Source organism: Paenibacillus sp. FSL R5-0749 (assembly GCF_038595085.1).
Lineage (GTDB): Bacteria > Bacillota > Bacilli > Paenibacillales > Paenibacillaceae > Paenibacillus.
Window position 1 is genome coordinate 3,284,207 of the sequence record NZ_CP152005.1, and the last position, 20,983, is coordinate 3,305,189.

At 43.7% G+C, this 20,983-nt stretch carries 16 protein-coding genes; 15 read left to right on the forward strand and 1 reads right to left on the reverse strand.

Annotated features, from left to right (window positions below):
- Nucleotides 1-4: 4 nt before the first annotated feature.
- On the forward strand, nt 5-1,897 hold the full coding sequence (locus MKY85_RS14585) for a beta-L-arabinofuranosidase domain-containing protein (RefSeq protein ID WP_342573151.1): 1,893 nt from the start codon (nt 5-7) through the stop codon (nt 1,895-1,897).
- Nucleotides 1,898-2,196: 299 nt separating this feature from the next.
- Here MKY85_RS14585 and MKY85_RS14590 read toward each other — a convergent pair whose 3' ends face one another.
- Nucleotides 2,197-3,339, reverse strand: a complete 1,143-nt coding sequence (locus tag MKY85_RS14590; protein WP_342573153.1) for a glycosyl hydrolase family 8 — start codon at nt 3,337-3,339, stop codon at nt 2,197-2,199.
- 291 nt (nt 3,340-3,630) lie between these two features.
- On the opposite strand from MKY85_RS14590, the gene MKY85_RS14595 reads away from it, so the two are divergent.
- The 14 genes from MKY85_RS14595 (at nt 3,631) to MKY85_RS14660 (ending at nt 20,907) form a co-directional block, all read left to right on the forward strand.
- Nucleotides 3,631-4,914, forward strand: a complete 1,284-nt coding sequence (locus tag MKY85_RS14595; RefSeq protein WP_342573155.1) for an SGNH/GDSL hydrolase family protein — start codon at nt 3,631-3,633, stop codon at nt 4,912-4,914.
- A gap of 40 nt (nt 4,915-4,954) precedes the next feature.
- Nucleotides 4,955-5,728 carry an alpha/beta hydrolase-fold protein gene (locus MKY85_RS14600; RefSeq protein ID WP_339261187.1) on the forward strand — a complete coding sequence of 258 codons (774 nt, stop codon included), beginning with the start codon at nt 4,955-4,957 and terminating at the stop codon, nt 5,726-5,728.
- A 73-nt stretch (nt 5,729-5,801) separates the two neighbouring features.
- Nucleotides 5,802-6,437, forward strand: coding sequence for a glycoside hydrolase family 11 protein (locus MKY85_RS14605; protein ID WP_339242701.1), 636 nt, complete (start codon nt 5,802-5,804; stop codon nt 6,435-6,437).
- A gap of 134 nt (nt 6,438-6,571) precedes the next feature.
- Nucleotides 6,572-7,411, forward strand: a complete 840-nt coding sequence (locus MKY85_RS14610; RefSeq protein ID WP_339261189.1) for an SUMF1/EgtB/PvdO family nonheme iron enzyme — start codon at nt 6,572-6,574, stop codon at nt 7,409-7,411.
- A 383-nt stretch (nt 7,412-7,794) separates the two neighbouring features.
- Nucleotides 7,795-8,910: a response regulator gene (locus tag MKY85_RS14615; RefSeq protein WP_342573156.1), complete on the forward strand. Its 1,116-nt coding sequence runs from the start codon at nt 7,795-7,797 to the stop codon at nt 8,908-8,910.
- Nucleotides 8,911-8,914: 4 nt separating this feature from the next.
- A complete protein-coding gene (locus MKY85_RS14620) occupies nt 8,915-10,696 on the forward strand; it encodes a sensor histidine kinase (protein WP_342573157.1) in 1,782 nt (593 codons plus the stop codon).
- A gap of 13 nt (nt 10,697-10,709) precedes the next feature.
- On the forward strand, nt 10,710-12,251 hold the full coding sequence (locus tag MKY85_RS14625; protein WP_342573159.1) for a response regulator: 1,542 nt from the start codon (nt 10,710-10,712) through the stop codon (nt 12,249-12,251).
- A 139-nt stretch (nt 12,252-12,390) separates the two neighbouring features.
- Entirely contained in the window at nt 12,391-14,046 is a 1,656-nt protein-coding gene (locus MKY85_RS14630) for an ABC transporter substrate-binding protein (RefSeq protein ID WP_339242710.1), read from the forward strand.
- 174 nt (nt 14,047-14,220) lie between these two features.
- Nucleotides 14,221-15,123 carry an ABC transporter permease subunit gene (locus MKY85_RS14635; protein WP_339243071.1) on the forward strand — a complete coding sequence of 301 codons (903 nt, stop codon included), beginning with the start codon at nt 14,221-14,223 and terminating at the stop codon, nt 15,121-15,123.
- Nucleotides 15,124-15,135: 12 nt separating this feature from the next.
- Nucleotides 15,136-16,038, forward strand: coding sequence for a carbohydrate ABC transporter permease (locus MKY85_RS14640; protein WP_339242711.1), 903 nt, complete (start codon nt 15,136-15,138; stop codon nt 16,036-16,038).
- A 291-nt stretch (nt 16,039-16,329) separates the two neighbouring features.
- Nucleotides 16,330-16,704, forward strand: a complete 375-nt coding sequence (locus tag MKY85_RS14645; protein WP_342573160.1) for a response regulator — start codon at nt 16,330-16,332, stop codon at nt 16,702-16,704.
- Complete coding sequence (locus MKY85_RS14650; RefSeq protein WP_342573161.1) at nt 16,694-17,326, forward strand: chemotaxis protein CheC; 633 nt, start codon at nt 16,694-16,696, stop codon at nt 17,324-17,326. Before MKY85_RS14645 ends, MKY85_RS14650 begins: the two co-directional genes overlap by 11 nt.
- Nucleotides 17,319-18,290: a sensor domain-containing diguanylate cyclase gene (locus tag MKY85_RS14655; protein ID WP_339261198.1), complete on the forward strand. Its 972-nt coding sequence runs from the start codon at nt 17,319-17,321 to the stop codon at nt 18,288-18,290. The genes MKY85_RS14650 and MKY85_RS14655 overlap by 8 nt, the downstream gene beginning before the upstream one ends.
- A gap of 304 nt (nt 18,291-18,594) precedes the next feature.
- Nucleotides 18,595-20,907, forward strand: a complete 2,313-nt coding sequence (locus MKY85_RS14660) for a glycoside hydrolase family 95 protein (protein ID WP_342573163.1) — start codon at nt 18,595-18,597, stop codon at nt 20,905-20,907.
- Nucleotides 20,908-20,983 lie beyond the last annotated feature (76 nt).

Genomic DNA, 20,983 nt, shown 5'->3' on the forward strand with positions numbered 1-20,983 from the left:
TTGCATGCATCAGGTGGAACAAATCAGATATACATTGAAACGAGGTGTCCCTTTGTTCACCAACTTTGGCCTGAATGAAGTCAGGTTGACAAAAGGAGATTTTGCACATCGGCAGCAGCTTGTGCAAACCTATTTGATGTCATTTCGTATCGAACGACTTATGCACACGTTCAGAATCAATGCAGGAAAACCATCGTGTGCAGAGCCTCTGAATGGATGGGAAGCCGAAGATTGCGGCCTAAGAGGACATTTTACAGGACATTATCTCTCGGCATGTGCCAAATTGGCTTTTGCCAATCAGCATCGGGAACTGACGTCGAAGGCCAACGAGATAGTGGATATCCTGGAATCCTGTGCACGTCCGAACGGATACTTAAGCGCCTTCGAGGAGGATCAGCTTGACCAGTTGGAAAGCGAGCATAGTCCAAAGGTCTGGGCACCGTACTATACCCTTCACAAAGTAATGCAAGGACTCATCGACTGTCATATATATCTGGGGAATATGAAGGCTTTGCAGCTTGGAGTGAATATGGCCCATTATATATCCGGACGGTTTGCAAAGCTCTCTTTTTGGCAAATCGATGGCATTCTCCGCTGCACAAGGCTGAATCCGGCGAATGAGTTCGGAGGAATGGGAGATGCCCTTTACTCACTCCATGAACTTACCGGAGATGCGAAAATACTGGAGCTTGCACATTTGTTCGACAGAGACTATTTTATAGATCCGCTTGTTAATGGTCAGGATATGCTTGCAGATCTGCACGCCAACACGCATCTTCCCATGATCATAACAGCAATGCACCGTCATGAGATCACTGGCGAGAGCCAATACAGAGAGGCAGCAATACATTTCTACAAATTTTTGAAAAGAAGAACATTTGCCAATGGCAATAACAGTTCAAAGGCTTTCGCTCCTGTCCAAGGCGGAGTTTCCGAGAAATCGGAACATTGGGGCCATTTCGGAAGGTTGGAAGATGCACTGACAGGTGGAGAGAGTGAGAGCTGTTGTGCACACAACACCGAACGCATACTGGAGCGATTGCATTCATGGTCCGATGGAGTTGAATATCTGGAACATATGGAATTACTTAAATATAATGCCATATTGAATAGTGCCAGCAGTCAGACAGGGCTGTCTCAATACCACCAGCCAATGGGAAGCGGTGTAACCAAAAATTTCAGCAGTGCCTATGATTCCTTCTGGTGTTGTACGGGTTCCGGTATCGAGGCGATGAGCGAGCTGCAGAAAAACATCTGGTTCAGAAGCGGAAACAGATTGCTGTTAAATGCATTCATCTCGTCAACCGTAGAGTGGAGCGAGCACACCCGCATTGAGCAGTGCAGCAAATATCCCGATACGCTTGTGTCTACCCTGGTGATCAAGACGGTAAGACCCGTGATATTGGCATTGTACCTGAAAGAGAAGTCTGTCGCAGCGGTGAAAATCAACGCCAGTGCCCCAGATGTGCAACATAAGAATGGTTACATCGTCATTGAGCGAGAATTTCATGATCGGGATATCATCGAGATTGAGATTGATGCCAAGCTGCATCTGGTTCCACTGCAAGGTTCGGATAGCAAAGCCGCGATGATGTATGGTAACATTTTGCTGGCACAGCTGGGGGATTACAGAAGAGTGAAGGGAATGACGGCAGGCAATCTGCATGAGAAGATCGTCAGACTTCCCGGGGAGGAACTGGCATTCGTTGCAGAAAGTGAGCAAGGAGAAGTCCTGAACTTCATTCCACTGTTTCGGGTGGAAGAAACAAGATACAGCGTTTACCTGGATCTGGGGAATGACGCTTCTCCTGCTCGACCATTCTCCGTGGCCGAGACGGGGAGCGCAGCTTATGAGTACGAGACAACCAGCAACCATGAAGACGCATTTAATTCCTAAAGAGGCATGTCGTACAGAGAGAGAAATGATGATGATGTTGCCTATATTGGCACAAAAAAACGTTCCCGATTCGCAGCTATCAGATGCGAGCCGGGAACGTTTTTTTGTGTGATAAGTCTCATGAGAGGATCTACATATCATTGCATCAGCTCGGGACGATGCAGATGCTCAGATTTATCTTAGAATTCTTTGCAGCGCCAGAAGATCCGCTTTCCGAGGGCGATGGTCGCTGAATTTAGCCTGGCCTCAACCATTGTTCAACGTCCGCAGGACAGGTGCAATGGCACGGACACATCCGCTTAGTACATGCGATATCTTCCGCTTAGAGCCAGCATGCTGAAAAAATACAGGCAATTGTCGTAATAACGCCGTTCTCCCTGACGCAGAGGCGTGTTCCAAAATTTGCGAACAAATGAGGCAGCATGCGGACCATCTGCAGCCAGTGAAGCCATGGCATTGGTAGCCAGCAAACCAACAGGATGCAGTGAAGGTTCGTCAAAAGGCTCACCCTCAATGGTATAACGACGATAATCAGACATTTCAATATCACTAAAGAAGGACTGAATCCGATTGGATTGTTCGATCTGCCATGGATCCTTGCGGAACCATTCCCAGTCCAGCGCAATATTGGCAGCAGTACGATAGGCATCACTGTAAAAATGCCTGAAATCCCCATGTGGCTGTATTGGGGCAGGAGAGCCGTCAAAGTTCGCATATTCTGGTGAAAGTCCGGTGACGGGATGGCAGGCTGTATGTAGGTAAGACCGACTAGAGGTCGCCGCTTCTTTCCAAAAAGCCTGATCTTCTTCATCCGCATATTTCGCGAATAGTTCATAAAAATGAGGCAGATGGTAGGACGGATCGCTAAACGGTGTTTCCGGAATGAATTTGATCAGTTTTGTTTCCGGGTCCCACATGGGGTCACCTTCGCCGTTTTCACCTTGATGTATACAGGCACGAAGGATCTTGCGGGCTTGTGCCTTGTAATCATAAGGTTCAGTACCATCCCCCCAGCGGTTGGCGGCGAAAAACAGCGCCATGGCAAAAAACTCCTCGCCATCAGGAGCAGGTCCTTGCGAGAGCCGGGTACCGTCAGGCTTGCAATGCCAAGCGAAGTAATCTTTGTATTGACCCTCGGTATGCTGCATGAAGGTGTGGGAGAAATTCCAGAGTCGATCAAATTCGTCCTTCTTGTCCATCTGAACAGCCATCATCATGCCATAGGACATGCCCTCAGATCGAACATCGAGATTACCGGTATCTAGCAAATATCCCTTGTCCTCACCCATGGGATAATATATTCGAGTATTTTCATCGCCATAAAACAGCGCGTTCCATGTTTCATCCAATCTGGTCGTAATCTCATTCTGATCGTAGCCTAGCTTCAAAAACAGATTCGTATACATACCCGTATCCAACGCGCCTTGACCTGTGATATTCATGCGTTTCCTCCTTCATCAATGCGGTTTTTCAAAATTATAACATGGAAATAGTATACAAATTAAAGCGTTTACATGAAAAATTATAGGTGTTCTGATCCGCATGTTATTGTACTTAACTTAAAATGATATAGTGGTTGAAATCCTATACTTTGTCAGGTTGTTGTAAAATTATGTAAGCGATACACTTTGGGAGAAGGATCACACCTGATCTAATCATAATACAAGCTGTGGTCCTTTAAATTTGGTTTGAGGGATGATCAGAATCTAGCCGAAAGGATGTGATGGTGATTTATGCTCCGGGATTCAGAAGATGCAGGTGAAAACACGGAATTCACTGCACCGCGTGATCCAGTGGGAGTGACAGCTTCGTCAGTCAAGCCCGCAATTGACTTTGAATCACAAGGATATCGCGACATGATTGGCCGGTCTCTTCTGAACAAAGGGATTAATGTCAGATTAAAACGAGCCATTGAGAAGGCAAAAAACGGCGAACCTGTTGTTATTGCTTATATTGGAGGCTCCATTACCCAAGGTGCTGGTGCAATACCTATTCATCTTCAAAGTTACGCTTATCGGTCGTATGAATCGTTCAAGTTTATGTTTGCGCTTTCAAAAGATAGTCCGATTCATCTGATTAAAGCAGGCGTAGGTGGAACTCCTTCGGAATTGGGGATTGTACGTTATGATCGTGATGTGTTACGTGGAGGTACGGTTCAGCCGGATATTGTCATAATCGAATTCGCAGTGAATGACGCAGATGATGAAACTCAAGGGAATTGTTACGAGAGTCTGGTGCTCAAAGCACTTGCTGCCGATAACAAGCCAGCAGTCATCTTGTTATTCAGTGTATTTGAAAATGACTGGAATCTGCAGGATCGTCTCGCCCCGGTTGGCTGGCATTATGATCTGCCAATGGTAAGTGTGAAAGATGCTGTCGTAGATCAGTTCAACATGACAATAGATGAGGGTAACATTATTTCCAAAAAGCAATTTTTCCATGATATATATCATCCGACCAACATAGGGCATCGGATTATGGCCGATTGTTTGGAATATTTGTTCGATGTGACGAATCATTCTGAATGGGATGAGCAAGATCATGATAATAAAAAAGCTCCGCTAATTGGAGATGATTTTGTTCATGTGAAGCTGTTGGATCGGAAAAACGGCAATAACATTGCCCTTATCGATGAAGGCTCTTTTTGCAAAACGGACACGGATCTGCAGATGGCTGAGATGGATGCTCATGAATATGGTACACCCCAGTTCCCCAACAACTGGATGCGTTCGGGAGAGGGAAGAGGGTCTCAGAGCAGCTTCAACATAAGCTTGCAGTGCAGACGCCTCATTCTGATCTTTAAGGATTCGGGTAGCGACGAATTCGGAACTGCAGATATCAGGGTAGATGGGGTATTGGTCCAAAAAGTCGATCCGCGTAAGATCAACTGGACCCATTGCCATGCATTACTTCTGCTTGACGAAGAACAAGTTAGGGAGCACTCCATCGAGATCGACATGGCAGAAGGTCATGAACATAAATGCTTCACCATTCTGAGTTTTGGCTATGTGGATTAATTAAGACGGATAGTCATTCATATGTTCGGAGGAAAAGAGAATGAAATTGATCTCATCAGCAGTAACGGGATATGACCAATATCGGGAGAATATACCACGTGGAGTCATGGAGATGATAGAGTACCCTTCCAGGGCGGTTGGCAATGCCCGTAAAGCGATGGTGTATACCCCACCAGAGTTTTCTTCGACAAGAATGTATCCTGTACTTTTTCTTTTGCATGGGATTGGTGGAGACGAAACCGAATGGCATACTCATGGTTCTCCCCAAATTATTCTTGATAATCTGTACAACGATAACTTGCTTGAGCCGATGGTTATTGTTTTCCCCAATGGTCGCGCAATGTCGAACGACCGGGCCGAAGGAGACTTGTTTGAACCTAAAAAAATCAAGGCATTTGAACGATTTGAATCCGATCTGCTTCACGATTTGATCCCTTACATGGAGTCCAACTATCCTGTGCATACAAGCCGGGATAAAAGGGCAATCGCTGGTTTATCCATGGGTGGAGGTCAAGCCTTAAATATCGGATTAAGCAATCTGGACCATTTTGCATGGATCGGTGCTTTCTCTGCAGCCCCAAACACCAGAAGTCCGGAGCTGCTTGTTCCCGATCTTTCGAAAGCGCCTTCATTACTCTCGCTGTTGTGGATCTCTTGTGGTGAGCAGGACAATCTTATAGAGATTAGTCTTGGAGTTCACCGATATCTGGCACAACACGGAGTACCTCACATTTGGCATGAGGAAAGTGGAGGACATGATTGGCCCGTATGGAAGAACGATCTGTATCTGTTTTCGCAACGACTTTTCAAGTGAAATCTGCTGAAGATCATTCATATCGGATTGTAGTGTCAACCAAATCTATTAAAATATCAGGAGGTATCATTTTATGTTCAAATTCGGTAAAAAATTAATGACTGTTGTTCTTGCAGCTTCCATGAGTTTTGGTGTATTCGCAGCAACATCCAGTGCTGCAACAGATTATTGGCAAAATTGGACAGATGGTGGAGGAACGGTCAACGCCGTGAATGGATCTGGCGGGAATTACAGCGTGAATTGGCAAAATACCGGGAACTTTGTTGTCGGGAAAGGGTGGACATATGGCACACCTAATCGGGTAGTCAATTACAATGCCGGTGTGTTCGCTCCTTCAGGTAATGGCTATCTCACCTTCTATGGATGGACTAGAAACGCTTTAATTGAATATTACGTGGTGGATAGCTGGGGAACGTATCGTCCGACCGGAACGTATAAGGGCACGGTGAACAGTGATGGTGGCACATATGACATCTATACAACGATGAGATACAATGCACCTTCCATTGATGGTACGCAGACTTTCCCTCAGTATTGGAGTGTTAGACAGTCCAAGAGACCGACTGGTGTCAATTCTACCATTACGTTCAGCAATCATGTGAATGCGTGGGCGAGCAAAGGGATGTACCTTGGAAATAGTTGGTCCTATCAGGTAATGGCTACAGAGGGTTATCAAAGCAGCGGAAGTGCAAACGTAACGGTTTGGTAAAAATGATGTAATGTAATTCAACGTCTGCACTTGCATTTGATTTCAATTTTCCGGAAGCGTTGAGGAACCGTTATTCAGCAGATTAACGGACCTCGACGTTGCCGGATTCAAGCTTAGCAAAGGAGAATAATTGAATGAGGAAGCTAGTATGGTTAACTTTAATTGCCATGGTTGTTAGTCTGAGTGCTTGTTCAGCCGGTAATTCTCAATTAAACGATGACATGGTTTTCGTCGAAGGAGGGGCTTTCAAGAGCAGTAAGACGAGTTTTACTAATAAAAATGAAACGCTGGACTCCTTTTATATTGGCAAATATGAAGTGACTCAAAAAGAATGGATGGAAATTATGGGGGAAAACCCGTCTGGCTTCAAGGGAGATGATCTGCCCGTTGAAATGGTCAGCTGGTATGACGCAGTCGAATACTGTAATCAAAAAAGTATAAAAGAAAACCTGAAACCTTATTACAATATAGACAAGGACAATCTGGATACGAATAATCACAATGAAAACGACAATATCAAATGGAATGTAACGATCAACGAAGGTGCCAACGGTTACCGTTTACCTACAGAAGCAGAATGGGAGTACGCTGCAAGCGGAGGCCAAAAGAGCTTAGATTACACATACAGCGGAAGTAATAATCCGGATGAAGTTGCTTGGTACTGGATAAATGCCGGCGAAAATATTCTGACAGGTGATTGGAGCTGGCCCGCTATTGAGAGTAATCGTAACCAAACCAAAAAAGTCGGAACTCAGAAGGCGAATGAGTTAGGAATCTATGATATGTCTGGGAATGTGAGAGAATGGTGCTGGGAGTGGTACAGCGATCCGGAGGGACCCAATCAAACTTGGCGAGTTGTGAAAGGCGGAGGCTGGATGGGCGGTGTCAATAACAATGAAATAGCATTCCGAGGCAAATTTGATGCAAATGGTTTTGGGCCTGATCAAGGATTCCGTATTGTGCGCGGAGAATAAATTCTCTTGCCTGTTAGTGGATTACTTCTGAGCTCGACCTATAATTTATCGGGTGAAAACCTATAGTTTATCAGGTTGTTGCACAAAAATGTAAGCGTTACACTTGTATTGTCATTCCCGGCGCTTCGTTATAATCGGAGCGTTCTTATAATACGACTGATAGATACAATTCTAAGTTATCGATTAATGATGGTTAGACTGGTAAAAATGTAATTTATTATACAATTGCATACATCTTCAGATCCTGAAATTCTCCAAGTTGTGCGAGCAGACAACAATCCTGCTGTTGTTCTGCTGTTTAGCGTTTTCGGAACAAATGGAATCTACCCATAGATATAGATAAAATACATGCAGCTGATCACGGACAAAAGAGAGGTGAGCTAATGTACAAGGTCATTGTCGCTGATGATGAGCCGTTTATGCTAGAAGGATGGAGAACGATGATCGACTGGCGAGCTTGTGGATATGAACTCTGTGGGACGGCAACCGATGGGGAGGAAGCACTTGCTTTGTTCAACTCGGTTGAACCGGATCTTGTCGTTACTGATATTCAAATGCCTGTTATGGATGGTCTCGGTCTGATTCACACCTTGCGAGAAGATCTCGCTTATACCTCCAAAATCGTTATCGTTACAGGATACTCCGATTTTAATTATGCCAAGCAAGCCATACGGTATCAAGTCGATCAGTATGTGCTTAAACCTCTTGTTCCCGAGGAAATTCATCAAATCCTTATGGAAATGATAGAACCTCTGGACAAACGTAGAAATGAACGACAACAGCAGAATGGAATTATGGTTACAGATGAAGCCTATGAAAATCATCTTCATGAATATCAAATAAGCGAAGAATATAATTTAGAGCAAATGATGAACATCTCCAAAGAGATCTTGGCGTTGATTGAAGCAGGAAACACATATTCCATCGATGATGCAGTGAGGGCATTGCTAAAGAAAAGTGAGAAAGCAGAAGTTTCATTGGAGTGGATACATCATGTCATCCGATATATCCATGGGGATTTGCTACGGAAATATGGAAAGAGAGAGGTTTGCAGAGAAATACTATGTGAAAAAGAATGGCACGAGGCTGCGAGTTGGACTTCTGGAACATTACAAGACCTGTGTGTTCGACTGTCCGCGCAACTTTCCCAGTCTGAATCGAAGCAAAAATCGGGTACAGGAGGGCTTGTTGCAGAAGCGCTGAATGAATTGAAACAACACTATCGAAGTAAAATTAAATTACAAGATGTAGCTAATCGTATTCACGTGAATTCTGCCTATCTGGGTCAACAGTTCAAGCGGGAGATGGGAGTCAGTTTCAGTGACTATGTGCACCAGCTTCGTGTTGAGGAGGCCCGTAAACTCCTGCGACGTACCAATATGAAGATTACTGACATTGCATTCAGTCTGGGATATCATGATGCTGAATATTTCACCCAAAAATTCAGAGCACATACAGGGGAGCTTCCATCCGTCTACAAAAACAAAAATCAAGGGTGATCATATGCGTCATAAATTCTGGATGTTCCGTAAGGTTAATGATATTCCTCTCCGATCAAAATTTCTGCTTATTTATGTACTAAGTATTCTCCTTCCTGTAATAACGATTAATATCTTCTTCTATCAACGAACCTCTGCGGATATCAAAATTAGAGAACAGGAAAATCTGCGCAAATCCATCGACAGGGCTGCGGGGGAACTGCTTGGCATGATTGATGAGAGCGTTGCTCTTAGCCGAATTATTGCAGCAGACGATTCGCTATACGAGGCATTGGATCGGACCTATTCTTCCCCCGTCGATTATTACAATGTGTATCATGCATTTCTGCGAGATAAATTAACACGGTATATGTCAGCGAATATTCTGGAGGTACGTATCTATACGGATAATGATACCATTCAGACGGGCAGTCATTATATTGTGATGAAAGACAAGAATGTACTTCCTGGATTGAAACAGCTGAAATCCACCAGTGGGGGCATTCTTGTTGTTGATTATGTTGAGCCGTCCGGATTTAACGCGGGAAGAAGGATCAGTGTGATTGGCAAAATGGATACCTACACTTCCTATGCCAATTACAACAAGTATTCCAAGATCGATCTGGAACTTAACCGGGTGTATAGCATTTTGAATCGCGAGTCAGACAGTCTTCAGCTGCGTCTGGTCGATAGCAACAACCGTACTGTCGTTTCAAGCGGAGAATTCAGCGAAACCGCCATATCCAACCAGGATAACGAATCAATATCCAAGGAAGCTGGCGATTCTGGTTATACACTCGAAAAGTCATTGGGCAATTTAGCGTACCTTAAGGGTTGGAAATTGATTGGCGTTGCCGATACGCGTCACCTTGACCACCTGTTGCAAGAAGCCTTCAAATCCATTCTGGGATTACTGGCAATAAGTATAGTGGTCCCCTCTGTGTTGATCTATATTATTTTGCGCTCCTATCACTATCGGATTCGCAAGTTGTCCAGACATATGGAGAAGGTTCGCAACGAACGATTCGATCTAATTGAAATTCAGGAAGGGCGCGACGAGATTGGCGGGCTGATTCGTACATTTAACATCATGATTGGTAAAATTCATACGTTGATTAATGACGTATATAAACTGGAAATCCGTCAAAAAGATCTGGAGTTGGATCAAGTAAGGACCGAATTGTCCATGCTCCAGAGTCAGATGAATCCCCATTTTTTATTTAACACTTTGAATGCCTTGCTGGTCGTTAGTACGAAAAATGGATATACAGAAGTCATTGAGATTATTAAAAGTCTGTCCATGCTGATGAGACAGTTGCTCAGTCATTCTGACAATCTGATTCCTTTGCAAGAAGAACTGCAATTTACGAATCTGTATCTCCAGATTGAGAAGTTTCGCTTTGGAGAGCTGTTTGATTACACCTTCGAGGTTGACCCTGATGCAGCTTCGTTGCTAATTCCGCGAATGAGTATTCAACCGCTCGTCGAAAATGCCTGCAAACATGGCTTGCAGGCGCGAAAAAATGGCAGACAGATCAAGATAATGGCGAGACGAAATGCTTCTGAATTGCTAATTCAGGTGATCGATAATGGAATTGGCATGGATGCAGGGAGACTAACCGAGCTTCTGAGAGATATTCGTTCTGAAAGACCCAGAAACGGTGAACATGTAGGACTGCGCAATGTCTACCGCAGGTTGGAACTCTTTTATGAAGGAAATGCGATATTCGATCTAAGCAGTGTACCGGGAGAGCAAACCATTGCAGGATACCGTATACCAATCTCCAGGTTGGAACAGAGGAAATAGGAGGTAAACTCTCATGTATAAAGTATTGCTAGTGGATGATGAACCGTATGCCATTGAAGGATTACAACTTCTGATCAATTGGGAAAAGCATGGATTTGAAATCAGAGGTGTGTGCGCCAATGGTGAGGAAGCCATTCGTATGATACAAGAAGATCAACCTGATCTCGTGGTGACAGACATTCGTATGCCTGTCATGAATGGGCTTGAGCTTGTAGAAGAAGCACGACGATTGGAACATGAGTCTGTGCTGTTTGTCATCACGAGTGGATACAGTGACTTTAATTATGCCAGACAAGCCATTCGATTAGGTGTCTCCAACTATTTAACCAAACCCGTTGACAGTATGGAAGCAGAGGATATGCTGGTTCGTCTCCGTATGCAATTGCAGGAACGTGAAAATCAGGAGCGTATTCGGGAACATGCCAACGAGCAAAGGATCAAAGCGTTTTTGTCCGCAATGATTAAGGATAAGCAGACTATATCGGAGCAGGAGATGTCAGAGACCCTTCCTCGTTTGAACAAGTCCCATTGGGCATACCTGCGGATAGCTCTTCAAGGAGATATTCAGGAAGCCTGTTTAGTAGCTGAACAAATGGCTGACGCAACAACTAGTTGTTATGTGTTAGACAGAACAAGAGACTCATTGGGACTGGTATGGGGTGAAGAAGTGAATGATAGCGGGGGGACTTCTGAAGCAGTTAAAGCTTTTGCCCAGCGTTTGATGAGCAATATGCAAAATAACGGCTGCGAAGATATTCATATCGCGGTTGGTTCAACGGTGAACAAACTGGAGCTTTTATCTGAATCCTTCTGCTCCGCTCAGGAAGTTGGGCGTTATTTGTTTTTTAATCAAAAGCGCCTGTTGTTTGCCGAAGAAATTCAGCTGGAGAATTGGCAGTTTGATCCGGAAACACTGTCAGAGGTGGACCATATTAGCGAGTTGCTTGAGAACGGTTCTGTAGAGGAACTCTCAAGCTGCATTCGTAGTGCCTTTGAACTGTTTATAGAGATGAAGGCTGCGCCAGAGATTGTACATATTTTCTCTACCCATATTATATTCCGCGGACTGTCCTTGTGTAGAGAATTAGGAGGAGAATCTAATGCTCTAATGAATGAATTGGCAAGCGGAATCCTGGAGAAGGGCCAACGAAATATCGAAAAGGTTGCTAGCAATCTGGAACATTTCTGTTTGCAATGCAAGTCAGAACTGGCTATTTTCCGGGAAAGACAGCTTGGTGGCATTCAGGCAACGGTTGCTGAATATGTGCAGATGCATTACAGAGAGACGTTTACCATCCAGGAACTCGCAGAACGATTCTACGTGAACCCAGTCCATTTAGGGCAGTCTTTTTTGCGAAAGTACGGCAAAGGTGTAATCGAGGTAGTACATGATCTGCGAATGGAAGAAGCGAAACGTCTCCTCCAGCATACGAATCAGACATCAAGTGCGATCGCAGAGCAGGTAGGGTACCGCAGTTACCAGCATTTTCTAAGACACTTCGAAAAACGTACAGCTATGAAACCTTTAGAATACAGACAAAAGTATGTGAATTGAGACTTGAAAAAGAAGAACCTCTCCCGAATAAGACCTGCAATTACAGGGGGGTGGACCTTAAATATATATATTTTGAAACCGCATACATTTCTTCATACTAAAAACAGTAAGACATACCACTTCCAAGGAGGGCAAGTACATGGGGGGACTTAAGAAAAAGAAGCTTTGGGGTTCCGTATCACTCGTTCTGGCTTTGAGTTTGGCACTTGCAGGATGCAGCGGTGACAATGAGAAAGCGACTACACCGGATGGGAAAGAGGTACTGAACATTACGGCCTTTATCGGAACGCCAAATCAGGCGCCAGCTAAAGACAACCGAATCTACAAGAAGATCCAGGATGAGCTCGGAGTCAATCTCGAGATGGAGTTTCTTGTGGGTGATCTTCAACAGAAGCTCGGCGTTATGATTGCCGGTGGCGATTTCCCTGACTTGATCACAGCAGATACCAAATTGGTATCAGCCGGTGCGGTTATTCCGCTCGAGGATCTCATTGAAGAGCATGCACCTAATCTGAAGAAGCATTTCGGTAAAGACTGGAACCGGATGAAAGATTCCAGTGACGGACACATTTACTGGTTGCCTAACTATGGAGTGTATACAGGGGAGTTCATTAGTAACTATTATTCTGGGCCAGCATTCTGGATTCAAAAGTCCATCCTGAAGGATGCCGGGTATCCGACTCCTAAAACGTTGGATGATTTCACAAAGTTGGTTCGTGATTATGCAGCCAAGAATCCGACGATTGATGGACAACCGACGATTGGCTTTACTACACTGGCATCTGACTGGCGGACGTTCCCTTTGCTTAATCCACCAGAACATCTTACGGGTCACCCTAATGATGGGGGCGTAGTCGTGGATGAGAATGGAGTGGCGAGTGTTTTTGCCGACAAGGATATCTCCAAACGTTATTATAAGGAACTAAACAATCTGTACAATGAAGGATTGCTGGATAAAGAAGCCTTCGTTCAGAACTATGATCAATATCTGGCCAAAATTTCTTCGGGACGTGTACTTAGTATGTTCGACCAGCACTGGAATTTCCAAGCCGGCGAAGACCCACTCGTAGCACAGGGGAAAATCGGCCAGACATACGTAGGTTTCCCGCTAGTCTATGATACAAGTATCACAGATCATTATCTGGATCGTCCGGTCATTAACTTGAACAATGGTTTTGGTATCAGTAAAGATGCCGAAGACCCTGTCGCACTCATTAAATTCCTCGATAAGCTTATGGATGAGAAGTACCAGAAACTCTTGTCATGGGGTGAAGAGGGTGTAGACTATCAGGTGAATGAAGAGGGAAGATTCTATCGTACACCAGAGCAACGTAAAGAGCAGGATGATCCGGCATGGAGATTGGTTAACAAAGCGGAAGGTTTCTATGCTGCGGCACCAAAGCTCGAAGGAACATTTGAAGATGGCAATGCCATTGGAGCGATCAACCAACCTGAGGAATTCTATGACAACCTCAAACCGGAAGATAAAGAGCTTCTGGATGCATATGGCTTCAAAACATGGAGTGACTTCTTCTCTCCTGCACCAGAAAATCCAGTGTACTATCCAGCATGGCAGGTCGATCTGAAAGAAGGCTCTGATGCTGCGGTAGCGAACAAACAAATGACAGACACTTCATTGAAATTCTTGCCTAAAGCGATCATGTCAAAACCGAATGAATTCGATAACATTTGGACTGAATATGTAGACGCTTACAAGAAAATCGATATTAAAGCTTATGAAGACCGAATTAATGAACAACTGAAATGGAGAATCGAGAACTGGTCTGTTAAATAAAAAAATGCGGCAATGATTCACTCGGAAGGTATTAACCAAAGGAATTACTCAGGCGAGTACCTTCCGGGTATCATGCATAAAGTCGCTGTAAGCCAATAGGAGGAGTGAAAGATGGCGAACACGCCTGGAGCCATACCAGAGCAAACCACCCGTACAGTCGTTGCCAAAACACCAATGTTAAAACGGTTGCGCGGACAAAGACAACTAATGTTCATGTCATTGCCCATCGTTGCGTACATTCTCGTATTCTCGTATTATCCCATTTGGGGCTGGGTTATGGCCTTTCAGAACTACAGTCCTGCCAAGAATTTCTCCCAGCAGGAATGGGTCGGGCTCAAACATTTCAAGTTTTTGCTAACTGATGATGCTTTTCTTAACGTGCTTCGTAATACCATTGCGATGAGTGTAATCAATATGGTACTCGGATTTGCGACAGCCATTATATTTGCCATTTTACTTAATGAGATCAAGCATAAGTTCTATAAACGAACGATTCAAACGATATCGTATTTGCCTCACTTTCTCTCATGGATTATCGTGACAGGCATCGTGGCAAGTTCACTGTCTGTAGACGGCGGGATTGTCAATGTGGTGCTCATGAAGTTAAACATTATTCAAGAACCTATCATGTGGCTCAGCGTTCCGGAATATTTCTGGGGCATTGTAGGCGCATCTCATGTGTGGAAAGAAGTAGGCTGGAATGCCATTATTTATCTGGCGGCCATTACGTCGATCGATCCCTCGCTCTATGAAGCAGCAGAGATCGATGGTGCGAACCGATATAAGAAAATGCTGTATGTGACCTTACCCGGAATCAAATCCATTGTTATCATTTTGCTGATCATGAATATGGGCTGGATTCTGGAAGCTGGATTCGAAGTTCAGTATCTGTTAGGTAATGGTGTGGTTGTCGACTGGTCACAGACGATAGATATATTTGTCCTGAAATACGGACTACAGATCGGAAATTACTCTTTGGCTACCGCAGCAGGCATATTCAAGACAGTAGTTAGTATCACGCTGATCTTTGCAGCGAATTCTATTTCCAAACGGCTCGGGGAAGACCGATTAATATAAGGGGGACTAGAGATGGGAATAAATAAATCTCGGCTTGAACCGATTGTCTTCCATACGTTAAATGGTATACTGATGATCGCAATCGCGATTGTTACCCTGTATCCGTTTGTGAATACACTCGCCGTATCGTTCAATGCCGGTAATGACACCATCCGGGGTGGGATTTATCTGTGGCCTCGGGTATGGACAGATCAAAACTACAGAGCAGTATTTGCAGGAGGAACCATCTTCAGCGCCTTTGGTATATCTGTGGCGAGAACAGTTTTGGGGACAGTATTAAGTCTATTCTTAACCTCCATGCTGGCTTACACATTAAGCCGAAAAGACTATATATTACGAAAGCCCATTACCATTATTGTTGTTCTTACGATGTATTTTAGTGCAGGTCTTATTCCAACGTACTTCCTAATGAAAGATTTGCATTTGTTAAACAACTTTCTGGTGTACATTATTCCTGGGTTGATCAGTGCTTTTAATATGATCGTTATTCGAACCTATATCCAGACACTACCTGAGGGACTGATCGAATCTGCCAAAATTGATGGTGCTGGAGATTTCAGAACGTTCATGTCCATTATTCTACCGCTGTGCCAACCAGTGTTGGCTACGGTTGCACTGTTCATTGCAGTCGGCCAGTGGAACTCTTGGTTCGATACGTTCCTCTATGCTTCTTCCAAACAAAACCTGAGTACGCTGCAATATGAGTTGATGAAACTATTATCTTCTTCCATGAATTCCAACAGCAGTGCAGCCGTTGCCAATGGGGCAGATCTTGGCGCTGCGCGCAACATGGTCACTCCTGTATCTATTCGGGCAGCCATTACAATTGTTGCCGCATTGCCGATCTTGGTTGTATATCCATTTTTGCAGAAGTATTTCGTTCATGGCTTGCAGCTTGGCGGGGTAAAAGAGTAAACTTGATTGGTAAACAGATTCAGTTAAAGATTAATAATCCAGAACGGCCACATGCGTGGCCGTTTTTGACTTGTTTAGAGCCTTTATCCACAAAGGGGAGTTACACCAGAAGAACGAAAAAGTTTTGTTCAACAATATTGTTGACAATCTATTTGACACTACTGTATTATAAATTGTTTTACTTCTATAAATTGCAGGAGTGCCAATAGCGCAAGTGCTCCTTATTAAAGAACTGTCTACAACACCTGAATTTCCCAAGCTTTAACATTGTTGACGAGGAGACTAAAGAAAATGAAAGTACTAATTGTGGAAGACTCCATCTTTGTACAGAAATTGGTCCGGAAGCTAATTATGGATCATATTACGGATTGCGAGATTCAGATTGCAAGCAATGGAGAGCAAGGATATAACTTATATCAGGCATTCAAGCCTGATCTTATCATAACGGATCTGCTAATGCCTGGTTTGAATGGACAAGAAATGCTTCGTATGATTCGGGAAGTCGATCGGGATGTACATATTATTATTTTATCCGCGGATATCCAGAAGGCGACACGTGAAGAAGTAGAGAGTCTGGGAATCTCAGGCTTTTTAAATAAGCCCTTAACTGTTGATAAAGCAAATACGTTGGTTGAATTAATTCGGGTGACCAATCATGCTGAATGAATTGCAGAAGGATTTGCTTACTGAACTTGTGAACGTATACGTGGGACAAGCTGCCAATATGTTATCAGAGATTGTTGACAGGCATATTGTATTGAACATTCCTGATGTAGAACTGATTTCTTTCTCCGATGTTGATCGGAAAGATCGGAGATATAACATTTTTTTCAATGATGGGCATCTATTCAGGTCTTCTCTTCAATTTGGCTATGAGTTTCAAGGAAAAGCTTTTTTGATGTTTCCCGCTGAGCAGGCTAAAATCCTGGCAAATATGTGTCTTGGGGAGCTCACTGAGACCATACCTGAAAACTTCCGCTTGATGGATACCGATCTGGATGTGTTGAAAGAAGTCAGCAATGTCCTTCTCAATGCCATCATTGGAGAATTTGGCAATTTCCTTGAGTTAAAACTTGAATATGTACTGCCGGATATTGAATTAATTCATGGCACTCACTCTGATCCGGAAATACTGCTTCAAAACGAAGTATATGTACTTGTTCTCCATACATCGTTTTTGCTCGCCGAAACGGACGTGAAAGGAATAATTATTATTGCGTTAAGTATGAGCTCCATCTCCATTTTGCTAGACAAAATTGATGCATTGCTAGGAGCTGGCCATGAATAATCTTCTATCACAAGCACTGAAAAAAGCCAATATAGGCATGCTCATTGTCGATAGACAATTGAAAGTTGTTCTTTGGAATGGCTGGTTGGAACGCTTTACTGGCAAAAATGCGGAAGAGGTTATAGGACTGAATCTGCTTGAAGTCTGCCCACGGTTTAAGTCGAACATGTATCAGAATATTTTGCAAAATGCGCTGTATCACGGTCAGAGCAGATTTTGCTCAAGCGCTTTACATAAGGCATTCATTCTCCCGAGGGAAGGCGAGGATGAATATATATTCAGACAAAATATGCACGTGGAGCCACTCTATCTGGAAGATCACAGTTATGCCCTTATTCAGATTACTGACATGACGAATACAAATACCCGTGTGTATAAACTTAAAAATCTGATTAAAGAACTTGAGACGGAATATACCACAATTAAAAAGTCCGCGAGAATGAGCAAACATCTGTCTTTGCATGATGTGCTTACTGGTCTGCCTAATCGTCTTGCTTATAATGACCGTCTTGCCTGGTCAATTAGCAATGCGCAAAGACACGATAGCAAACTTGCTGTCATGTTTGTGGATGCCGATGGATTCAAGCAAGTGAATGATACATATGGACACGATGTTGGGGATCAAGTGTTGATGGAGATGGCAAAACGTTTCAGAGAAACGATCCCGAGCACAGACATGGTGGCCCGGCTCGGCGGGGATGAATTCACTATCTTAAGCCATCTACAGAATGATCAAGAGGCTATAACAATTGCCAAAAAGTTGGATGCTGCATTCAGTACGCATTTTAAAATTGCTGGAAACCATATTAATCTATCCATAAGTATAGGCATTAGCCTGTTTCCAACCCATGGACAAGAGCCTTCTGAACTTCTAAGATATGCCGATCAAGCCATGTACACGATTAAAAAGAATGGCAAAAATGGTTACGGAATCTATGAACCTGAACATGTTGAAGAATTCTAAAGATGCCTTTTAATAAAGTTGCTATAATAGCAACTTTATTTGTCTATACGATTAACATAAGAAAAAATACGTTTCTGGTGGTGCGTAGATTGAACGAAATGGTTGGTGCGATAGTCGCACTTTTGCTGTTCACTTCGGAATTTACGATTAAACACTTTTCGCTACGATAAAATTGTGATAATTCAAGTTAGTTTTGTTCATTTAAATGCTCTTGAGATTACAGTACACTTAAAATAACATACGAACGGAACATACTAAACATGAGAAGAAATGTGAGGAATTATACTTCGTTGGAGGGTTAAAAGTGAAGACCAAAAATATCTGGTTTAATCAACCTGCTAGAACATGGGAAGAGGCATTGCCTATCGGAAATGGAACTCTTGGAGGCATGATTTTTGGAAAAACACAGATCGAGAGAATTCAGCTTAATGAGGATAGCCTGTGGTATGGTGGCCCGATGCAGCGGAATAATCCTCAAGCCCTTGAATCTTTATCTCAGATCAGAAACCTGATTTTTGATGGCAAGATTAGTGAAGCAGAAGAACTCGCAGCAGATACTCTGGTAGGTGTTCCTGACGGGCAAAGACATTACGAGCCATTAGGCGACTTTTACATCGCTATGGATCACAGTGGACAAGAACCGAATGATTATCAAAGACATCTCGATCTGGAACATGGTAAGGTAAACGTGCATTATACCGTAGATCAATCCATATACAGCCGTGATTATTTTGCTAGCTACCCGGATCAAGTGCTCGTTGTTCATCTCAAATCCAGCGTACCTGGAAAGTTATCTTTCTCCACTATTTTTGGCAGGGGAACTGTTCTGGAATCATCATCATGGTCCAATATTCTCAAACATCCTGTTGGTTTTCAATCCTATCTGGATCGGATCGAGAAGCGTGGAACGAATAACTTGATTATCCGAGGAAGAAGTGGGGGAGAAGAAGGAATTCGATTTTGTTGCGGGATTCGCGTTCTATCTGAAGGGGGGCAGGTTCATTATTCAAGCGGCCAGCTTTCTCTGGAGGATGGTAATTCAGCGACTATTCTAATCTCGGCTTGCACAGATTTCCGAATACCCAAGGAACAACTCGAAGCAGAGTGCCTCCGAAGAATTGAATCCGCTTCCACAAAGCCATATAAAGAACTGCTCGCCGATCATGTCTCGGATTATCAATCCTTATTCGAAAAGATGGATATACATCTTGAAGATGATCATACAGATGTTATCTGTTCCGAACTTCCAATCGATCAGCGCCTTGAACGGCTTAGAGCTGGTAAGCATGATCCGGAATTGATAAGTCTATACTTTCAATTCGGTCGTTATCTGCTTATCTCAAGCAGTCGTCCAGGTTCTTTACCTGCAAACCTTCAAGGGATATGGAATAAAGATATGCTTCCAGTATGGGATAGCAAATATACGATTAACATTAATGCACAGATGAACTACTGGCTCGCAGAGAGCTGTAATCTGTCTGAATGTCACGTTCCCTTGTTTGATTTTATAGAGCGACTGCATGTTCGAGGAAAGGAAACCGCTAGCATCATGTACGGATGCAGGGGGTTCGTCGCCCACCACAATTCGGATATCTGGGCAGACGCTGCTCCGCAGGATGTATGCATGACATCGACGTTTTGGACCATGGGAGGAGCGTGGCTTTCATTACATCTGTGGGATCATTATGAATATAATCAGGATGTTCAGTTTCTTCAAAAAGTTTACGCCACGATGAAAGATGCGGCTATGTTTATTCTGGATTATCTAATAGAAGATCCTTCTGGCAATTGGGTGATATGTCCTTCGTCCTCACCGGAAAATCGCTATATCTTAGATAATGGAGAATCGGGGGCTTTATGCTTTGGTGCTTCGATGGACAATCAGATTATTAGAGAGCTCTTCACGCGCTGCATTGAGAGTACACGGATCTTGCAAGAAGATCAGGAATTCGGAGAACAGCTCCGTAATGCTTTAACCAAAATACCGGAGACCTCCATTGGAAAACATGGCCAAATCCAAGAGTGGAGTAACGACTATGATGAATTGGAACCTGGCCACAGACATATTTCCCATTTATTCGCTTTGCATCCGGGAACGCAAATTACGGCGCAAGCCACGCCTGATCTGGCTAAGGCAGCTCGCGTAACACTCGACAGAAGATTGGAACACGGTGGTGGACACACCGGATGGAGCAGGGCGTGGATTCTCAACATGTGGGCACGATTAGAGGAGTCGGAACTTGCACACGATAACATCGTGGAACTTCTACGTTCCTCCACGTTACCCAATCTGTTTTGTGATCATCCTCCATTCCAAATTGATGGGAACTTTGGAGGTACTGCAGGTATAGCAGAGATGCTTCTCCAGAGCCATGACGGAGTACTCCGATTGTTACCTGCTTTGCCCGCAGCCTGGCCAACAGGATATATTCATGGTATTCGGGCTCGTGGCGGATTTGAATTAGATCTGGAATGGGAGGCGGGTCGTCTGTTGAATACCAGAATTCGCTCTATCGCAGAAACTTCTGTAACCGTATCCTATCAGGACCAAAAGATAGAATTAAACTTTCCTGGCCCCAATTCTATCATTGAATTGAAAGGAAACACCTGGATTTAATAGAATGATCAATAATAAGTTACCGATTTACATGAGCGAATATCGCCCGACAGAATTGTCGGGTGAATTCGCTCTT

Bases quoted from the DNA above. Each gene is read 5' to 3' on its own strand.
- MKY85_RS14585 (WP_342573151.1), top strand. From the start codon at position 5: ATGCATCAGGTGGAACAAATCAGATATACATTGAAACGAGGTGTCCCT.
- MKY85_RS14590 (WP_342573153.1), bottom strand. From the start codon at position 3,339: ATGAATATCACAGGTCAAGGCGCGTTGGATACGGGTATGTATACGAAT.
- MKY85_RS14595 (WP_342573155.1), top strand. From the start codon at position 3,631: ATGCTCCGGGATTCAGAAGATGCAGGTGAAAACACGGAATTCACTGCA.
- MKY85_RS14600 (WP_339261187.1), top strand. From the start codon at position 4,955: ATGAAATTGATCTCATCAGCAGTAACGGGATATGACCAATATCGGGAG.
- MKY85_RS14605 (WP_339242701.1), top strand. From the start codon at position 5,802: ATGTTCAAATTCGGTAAAAAATTAATGACTGTTGTTCTTGCAGCTTCC.
- MKY85_RS14610 (WP_339261189.1), top strand. From the start codon at position 6,572: ATGAGGAAGCTAGTATGGTTAACTTTAATTGCCATGGTTGTTAGTCTG.
- MKY85_RS14615 (WP_342573156.1), top strand. From the start codon at position 7,795: ATGTACAAGGTCATTGTCGCTGATGATGAGCCGTTTATGCTAGAAGGA.
- MKY85_RS14620 (WP_342573157.1), top strand. From the start codon at position 8,915: ATGCGTCATAAATTCTGGATGTTCCGTAAGGTTAATGATATTCCTCTC.
- MKY85_RS14625 (WP_342573159.1), top strand. From the start codon at position 10,710: ATGTATAAAGTATTGCTAGTGGATGATGAACCGTATGCCATTGAAGGA.
- MKY85_RS14630 (WP_339242710.1), top strand. From the start codon at position 12,391: ATGGGGGGACTTAAGAAAAAGAAGCTTTGGGGTTCCGTATCACTCGTT.
- MKY85_RS14635 (WP_339243071.1), top strand. From the start codon at position 14,221: ATGTTAAAACGGTTGCGCGGACAAAGACAACTAATGTTCATGTCATTG.
- MKY85_RS14640 (WP_339242711.1), top strand. From the start codon at position 15,136: ATGGGAATAAATAAATCTCGGCTTGAACCGATTGTCTTCCATACGTTA.
- MKY85_RS14645 (WP_342573160.1), top strand. From the start codon at position 16,330: ATGAAAGTACTAATTGTGGAAGACTCCATCTTTGTACAGAAATTGGTC.
- MKY85_RS14650 (WP_342573161.1), top strand. From the start codon at position 16,694: ATGCTGAATGAATTGCAGAAGGATTTGCTTACTGAACTTGTGAACGTA.
- MKY85_RS14655 (WP_339261198.1), top strand. From the start codon at position 17,319: ATGAATAATCTTCTATCACAAGCACTGAAAAAAGCCAATATAGGCATG.